A 7131-nucleotide genomic window follows, 5' to 3' on the forward strand; every position below is an offset into this window, starting at 1 on the left:
GAACCAGTCCGGGTGGTCCGCCTGGATCTCCCGCAGCCCGCGCCCGACCAGGTCGCTGATGTAGTGCACCATCGACCGGGTCTCCGGGCGGTTGCAGATCTCGAGCGCCTTGAGCGCGGCGATGCAGCCGAGCTCGGCGCCACCGAACGTCGAGATGTGGCCGAAGCCGTCCTCCGTCAGCCAGCCCGCAGCGTGCTCGGCGACCAGGACGGCGGAAATGGGGTACATCCCACCGCTGATCCCCTTGCCGGTGACCATGATGTCCGGGCTGAAGCCGTGCTTGCTGATCGCCCAGAGCTCGCCGGTGCGCATCAGGCCGGTCTGAACCTCGTCGGCGATGTAGAGCGCGTCGTAGCGCTCGCAGAGGGCTTTGACGCCCTCGAGATAGCCGGCGTCCGGCAGCGGGAAGCCGTACGTCGCCGGGATCGTCTCCATGATCACCGCGGCGACGTCCCGCCCGTGCAGGGCCTCCTCCATCGCCGCCAGGTCGTTGAACGGCACGTGCGGGAACTCCTCGGGCCGGTCGGCCAGGAAGAGCTTGCTGAAGCGGTCGTCGCCGGTGCCCACCGCCAGGCCGGTGTGCCCGTGGTAGGCCTTGACGATCGAGACGACCTTGCGCTTCTGGGTCGAGTGCCGAGCGGTCTTGATGGCGATGTCGATCGCCTCGCCGCCACCGCTGCCGTAGACGACCTTGGTCAGGCCGGGCGGTGCGGTGCGCACCAGGGCCTCCGCGAGCGCGGTGCGCGCCAGCGACGGGAAGTGGTGGTTGCCGATGTCGAAGTGCGCCATCGCCTGGGTGACCGCCGTGACCACCTCGGCGTTGCGGTGGCCGAGGTTGTAGGTGCCGCCGTTGAGGTGCACGTCGATCAGCCGCTTGCCCGACATGTCGTAGATGAAGTACTCCTCGCGCCGGTCGATGACCAGCGGCACCCCGGACTCCACCCAGAAGTCGGTCTTGCCGGGGTTCCAGAACTCCCGGGACCGCTCGAGCAGGTCCTCCTTGGATTCGAAGGAGAACGCTCCGTAGTCGAAGGTCATCAGCTGGCCCGTTTCGCATACCGAATCGGCGAATTGGTCTGGCAACGGATTATTAGCGTCCCGACCGGGTGACGTCAACGGCGACCCGCTGTACCCGCCGGGACCGGCGACACAGGTTCGGCGGAAGTGCTTGCGCTGGCGACCGGTTGCTGCCACGATCCGCCTCGGATGTGACCTGCTTCACATCCGCACGGTTCGGGACGAACGGTCGCCTCGAGTGGCAATCGGTCTGGGCGCAGCAGGAATCGGCCTGGTATCGATCGTCGGTCCGGGGCACCGGCCGTCCCGGCGCGACGGGGGGCCGAGATCCTGCGTCTGGACGGAGCTGAGCCGGTGTCGACCGAAGACATGAAGCGCGAGGAGATGGAGCGGGCGCCTGTGCCCCGCTCCGAGAGCACCCACAAGCTCAAGGCAGGAGCGGTCGGCCTGCTCGGCGTGCTGTTCATGGCCGTCGCCAACGCGGCCCCGATCACGGCGATGACCGGCAACACGCCGATCGCGGTCGGCTACGGCAACGGCATCGCCGCGCCGGCCGGCTTCCTGGTCGCGACGATCGTGCTGACGCTGTTCGCGATCGGGTTCGTCTCGATGGCGCGCCACATCACCACCGCCGGTGCCTTCTACGGCTTCATCACCCACGGCCTCGGACAGGTGTGGGGCATGGCCACCGGCGCGCTGGCCACCATGGCCTACGTCGTGTTCGAGGGCTCGCTGATCGGCATCTTCGCCTACTTCACCAACGACGCGCTGAACCGCTGGCTGGACGTCGACGTCAACTGGCTGCTCATCGCCATCGTCGGCATCGCGATCATCGCCGCGTTCGGCTACTTCGACATCAACATCGCGGCGGGGTTCCTGGGCATCACCCTGATCTGCGAGGTCCTCCTGCTCGGCGCGCTGGCCATCTCCGTGCTGTTCAGCGGCGGCCCCGACGGCTACCTGCCCGAGGCGGTCAACCCGGTCAACGCCTTCAAGAACCTGGAACCTGGCGGTGGTGTCGGCGCCTCGATCGACGGCACGACCATCGCTGCGGGCAGTGCGGCCATCGGCATCTTCTTCGCCTTCTGGTCGTGGGTCGGGTTCGAGACCACCGCCGTCTACGGCGAGGAGTCGCGCAACCCGCGGCGCATCGTCCCTCGGGCAACCCTGCTCGCCGTCGTCGGCCTCGGCCTGTTCTACACCTTCGTGTCCTGGATGATGATCGTCGGCAACGGCGAGAAGCAGTCGATCGAGAAGGCCAACACGGACTCCATCGGGCTCTGGGTCGACCTGGCCGAGGACAAGCTCGGCGGCTCGTTCATCGGCGACATCTACCTGTTCCTGATCGTCGTCGGATCCTTCGCGTGCGGACTCGCGTTCCACAACGCGGCCAGCCGCTACCTCTACGCGATCGGCCGCGAGGTGCCGGCGACCGCCAACAACCTCGGCCGCACCCACGGCGTCCACCACACGCCGCACGTCGCCTCGCTGACCCAGAGCATCATCACCCTCGTCCTGACCCTCGGCTTCTACTTCCTCACGACCAACGGCGACGACCCGCTCCGCGGCGCGTACTTCTACCAGTACGGCCTGCTCGCCATCCTCGGCACGATGGCGATCCTGATCGTCCAGGCGATCACGTCCATCGCGGTCATCTGGTACTTCCACGTCAAGAAGGCCGCCCCGGGCAACGTCCTCACCACCGGCATCATCCCGGCGCTGGGCTGTCTCGGCATGCTGTACGTCGTCTGGCTGCTCCTGGACAACATCGACTTCGCGGGCGGTGTCGCCAACACGGCACCGTTCTTCAAGGCGATCCCCTACCTGGTCGTCGCGACGTTCCTCGTCGGCCTGGCGGGGGTCTACTGGCTCAAGGCCCGCAACCGCGCGGTCTACGACGCCATCGGCCGCACCGTGTTCGAGGAGGCGCACGAGCGCGAGACCGTGCCTCCCCAGCCCGGGCCGCGACACTGACCGGGTGCTGACGGGTCCCCTGCCCGGATGACCGAACCCGGTCCGTCGCCGGTCCTGCGCGTCCAGCCGGATGCCGACGCGGACCCCGCCGAGCTCACCTACACGTTCGGCGGGGCCGCGCCGCTCGCGAGCGTCCGCCCCGGGACGCTGGTGTCGACCTGGACCATGGACTGCTTCGCCGGCCGGGTCCGGTCGACGTCCGACCTGGTCTCCCAGGTCTGCGACCCGCGCTACATCAACCCGCAGACCGGACCGTTCTACGTCGAGGGCGCCCGGCCGGGCGACACCCTCGCGGTGCACTTCCGGTCGATCACGCCGCGCGGGGGGCGGGGGGTCAGCACGACGGTGCCGCTGTTCGGCGCGCTGACTGCGACCCGGTTCACCGCGCTGCTGCACGAGCCGCTGCCGGAGCGCACCTGGGTCTACGAGATCGACCAGGTGGCCGGCTCGGTGATGTACGACGCTCTGGACTCCCCGTTCCAGGTCGCGCTGCCGCTGGACCCGATGCACGGCACGGTGGGGGTCGCCCCGGCGCTCGGTGAGGTGCGCTCGTCGCTCGCGCCCGGCGACTGGGGCGGCAACATGGACACGCCGGAGATGCGGGCCGGCACCACCTGCTACCTCGGCGTCAACGTCGAGGGCGCCATGTTCAGCCTCGGCGACGGGCACGCCCGCCAGGGCGAGGGCGAGACCTGCGGCGTCGCCGTCGAGTGCGCCATGGACACCGAGCTGGTGCTCGACCTGGTGCACGACGTGCCGCCGACCGTCTGGCCGCGGCTCGAGGACGACACCTTCATCATGACCACCGGCTCGGCCCGCCCGCTCGAGGACGCCTTCCGGATCGCCCACGCCGAGCTGGTCGGCTGGGTGCAAGAGCTCACCGGGCTGTCCAAGCTCGACGCCTACCAGCTGGTCTCGCAGACGGCGCTGACCCCGATCGCCAACGTGGTCGACACCAGCTACACCGTGGTCGCCAAGCTCGCCAAGGCCCACCTCGGCGGCGTCACCGTCATGGGCGGCGCCCACGACCGCCTGCGCCGCCCCGCCTGACCCGGCCGCATCGCCCGCCGCCGCTGCCTCTGTCCGGGGGCTGTGCTGAGGTGGGCGGGTGACGACGACCCCCGACCAGACCGCCACGCAGCCCGGACCGCTGGCCGACGAGGCCGAGACGCTGCTGCGCGAGCTGGTCGGCCGGCCGGACGCCGAGCTGCGCGACGGACAGCTCGAGGCGGTGAGCGCCCTGGTCGAGGACGGCGCCCGGGTGCTGGTCGTCCAGCGCACCGGGTGGGGCAAGTCGGCGGTCTACTTCCTGGCCACGGCGCTGTTGCGGGCCCGCGGGGCCGGGCCGACGCTGATCGTGTCGCCCCTGCTCGCCCTGATGCGCGACCAGGTCGACGCCGCCCGCCGGGCCGGCCTGCGGGCGGTGACCGTCAACTCGGCCAACGCCGACGAGTGGTCCGACGTGTCGGCAGCGCTCGCCGCCGACGAGGTCGACCTGCTGCTGGTCAGCCCGGAGCGGCTGACCAACCCGCGGTTCCGCGACGAGCAGCTGCCCCGGCTGGCCCAGGCCACCGGGCTGCTCGTCGTCGACGAGGCCCACTGCATCAGCGACTGGGGGCATGACTTCCGGCCCGACTACCGGCGCATCCGCGACCTGCTGACCACGCTGCCCGCCGGGCGACCGGTGCTCGCAACGACGGCCACTGCCAACCAGCGCGTGGTCGACGACGTGGTCGAGCAGCTCGGCGCGGGCGGAGCACCGGTCCGTACGGTGCGCGGGTCGCTCGCCCGGGCCAGCTTGCGGCTCGGCGTCCTCGCGCTGCCGACCGCCGACGCCCGCCTCGGGTGGCTGGCCGCCCGGCTCGGCGAGCTTCCCGGCAGCGGAATCGTCTACACGCTGACCGTCGCCGCCGCCGAGGACACCGCGGCGCTGCTGCGCGAGGCCGGCCACGACGTGCGCGCCTACACCGGGCGGACCGACCCGGCGGACCGGCTCGATCTCGAGCGCGCGCTGCGGGACAACGAGGTCAAGGCGCTCGTGGCGACCAGCGCGCTCGGCATGGGCTTCGACAAGCCGGACCTCGGCTTCGTGGTCCACCTCGGCGCACCGGCCTCACCGGTCGCCTACTACCAACAGGTCGGCCGGGCCGGCCGGGCCACCGAGCGCGCCGACGTGCTGCTGCTGCCGGCCACGGAGGACCGCGACATCTGGGCCTACTTCGCGACCGCGTCGATGCCGCGCCGGGCCGATGCCGACGCCGTGCTCGGGGCGCTGGCCGCCGCCGACCGGCCGATGTCGACTGCTGCGCTGGAGACCGTCGCGGACGTGCGGCGCACCCGGCTGGAGCTGCTGCTCAAGGTGCTCGACGTGGACGGCGCCGTGTCGCGGGTCAGCGGCGGCTGGGTCTCGACCGGCGCGGGCTGGGTCTACGACGAGGAGCGCTACGCCCGGGTGGCCGCGGCCCGGACCGCCGAGGCCGAGGCGATGCTCGGCTACCAGCGGTCCACCGGCTGCCGCATGCGCTTCCTGCAGGAGCAGCTCGACGACCCGGCCGCCGCCGAGTGCGGGCGCTGCGACGGCTGCGCCGGGCCCTGGGTCGACCCGACCGTCCCCGACGGAGCAGTCCAGGCCGCCCAGCGCACCCTGCGCCGGGTCGGGGTGCCGATCGACCCGCGGTCCCAGTGGCCCTCCGGCATGGGGCGGCTCGGGGTCCCCCTCTCCGGCCGCATCAGCGCCGACGAGCGGCTCGAGGAGGGCCGCGCCGTGGCCCGGCTCACCGACCTCGGCTGGGGGCAGCGCGTGCGGGCGGTGCTCGCGGCGCCCGACACGCCGGCCGACGACGCCCTGCTCTCGGCCTGCGTCGAGGTGCTCGCCGGCTGGGGCTGGGCAGAGCGGCCGGTGGCCGTCGTCGCGCTCCCGTCCCGTCGCCGGCCGCAGCTTGTCGCGTCGGTGGCCGACCGGCTGGCCACCCTCGGCCGACTCACCCACCTCGGTGCGCTCGGCCTGACCGACGACCGCGACCCCGGCGAGCCCGGCGGCAACAGCGCCTTCCGACTGGCCGCCGTGCACGACCGGTTCACGGTCCCGCCGGCGATGGCCGGCGCCCTCGCCGCGCTCGACGGCCCGGTGCTGCTCGTCGACGACCTGGTCGACTCGCGCTGGACCGTCACGGTGGCCGGCCGGCTGCTCCGGGCGGCCGGCGCCGACGCCGTCCTCCCGTTCGCCCTCGGCCTCGCCGCCTGAGCGGCGGGCGCGTCCGGAATGCCCGGACCCGCCGTGGGGACTGGTTTGTGGCCCGGGCGGGTAGATGTGCTTCACTCGTGGCCGTCCCCTCCCCCCGACCGTCCCCAGGTGATACCGCGTGCCAGCCGGCCGCCACAGACGAACCGTGCCCGCACGGCAGCGACTGCAGCGGGTGGGCATCCCTGCCGTCGCGACCCTTGCCGTCGCCACGGTGGTGCCCGGAGCCGCTGCCCTGACCCGTCCCGGTGACCGTGTCGCCACCGCCGGTGACGCCGCCGTCGCGGGCGCCGCAGGTGACCGGGTCACCGGTGGCCGGGGAATGGCCCCCGAGGCCAGCCGGGCGTACGTCCGGACGGTGTCCCGCTCCGTCGCCCGCACCGAGCCCGAGCTGCCGACCCTGACCGAGGTCAGGGCCGTCGCCGACCGGGTCGCCCCGCTGCACCTGACGGCACGCTGGCTCACCGACGACGTCGTGGTGTGGAGCGGCCCGGCCCGCAGCACCGACCGGCTTACCGAGCTGGACGACGGCACCAAGGTGCAGGTGACCGGCCTGGTGAACGACGGCTGGGCCCAGATCCGGCGCAACGGCCGCATGGTCTGGGTGCGCCGTGACGCTCTGGCCGCCGCGAAGCCGGAGCCCGAGCAGCCCAGCGTCGGGCCGGCTGCCGGCGTGACCTACGCCCCCTGCTCCGACGGCTCGTCGGTCGAGTCGGGGCTGACCAGCAACGCGATCAAGGTCTACCGCGCGGTCTGCGCCGCGTTCCCCGCGGTCAGCTCGTGGGGCGGCAACACCGGCTACGGCGACCACGGCGCCGGCCTGGCCTTGGACATCATGTGCACCGGCTCGTTGGGTGACGCCATCGCCGCTTGGGTCCGGGCCCATGCCGGCGAGCTCG

The 7131-nt window shown here is 72.3% G+C and carries 5 protein-coding genes; 4 read left to right on the forward strand and 1 reads right to left on the reverse strand.

Features of this window, described 5'->3' with window-relative positions:
- Positions 1 to 1038 (reverse strand): aminotransferase class III-fold pyridoxal phosphate-dependent enzyme (locus tag VK640_02970; protein ID HTE72146.1); only part of this gene is annotated, 1038 nt, incomplete at its 3' end.
- Positions 1039 to 1371: 333 nt separating this feature from the next.
- Between VK640_02970 and VK640_02975 the strand changes: the two genes are divergently transcribed.
- From VK640_02975 to VK640_02990, 4 genes are all read left to right on the forward strand, one after another.
- On the forward strand, positions 1372 to 2991 hold the full coding sequence (locus VK640_02975; protein HTE72147.1) for an APC family permease: 1620 nt from the start codon (positions 1372 to 1374) through the stop codon (positions 2989 to 2991).
- A 27-nt stretch (positions 2992 to 3018) separates the two neighbouring features.
- On the forward strand, positions 3019 to 4041 hold the full coding sequence (locus tag VK640_02980; GenBank protein ID HTE72148.1) for an acetamidase/formamidase family protein: 1023 nt from the start codon (positions 3019 to 3021) through the stop codon (positions 4039 to 4041).
- A gap of 58 nt (positions 4042 to 4099) precedes the next feature.
- Positions 4100 to 6235, forward strand: coding sequence for a DEAD/DEAH box helicase (locus VK640_02985; GenBank protein ID HTE72149.1), 2136 nt, complete (start codon positions 4100 to 4102; stop codon positions 6233 to 6235).
- 145 nt (positions 6236 to 6380) lie between these two features.
- A partial coding sequence (locus tag VK640_02990) for an SH3 domain-containing protein (protein ID HTE72150.1) occupies positions 6381 to 7131 on the forward strand: 751 nt, incomplete at its 3' end.

The sequence above is a fragment of the Actinomycetes bacterium genome (assembly GCA_035489715.1).
GTDB lineage: Bacteria > Actinomycetota > Actinomycetes > JACCUZ01 > JACCUZ01 > DATHAP01.

Bases quoted from the DNA above. Each gene is read 5' to 3' on its own strand.
- VK640_02980 (HTE72148.1), top strand. From the start codon at position 3,019: ATGACCGAACCCGGTCCGTCGCCGGTCCTGCGCGTCCAGCCGGATGCC.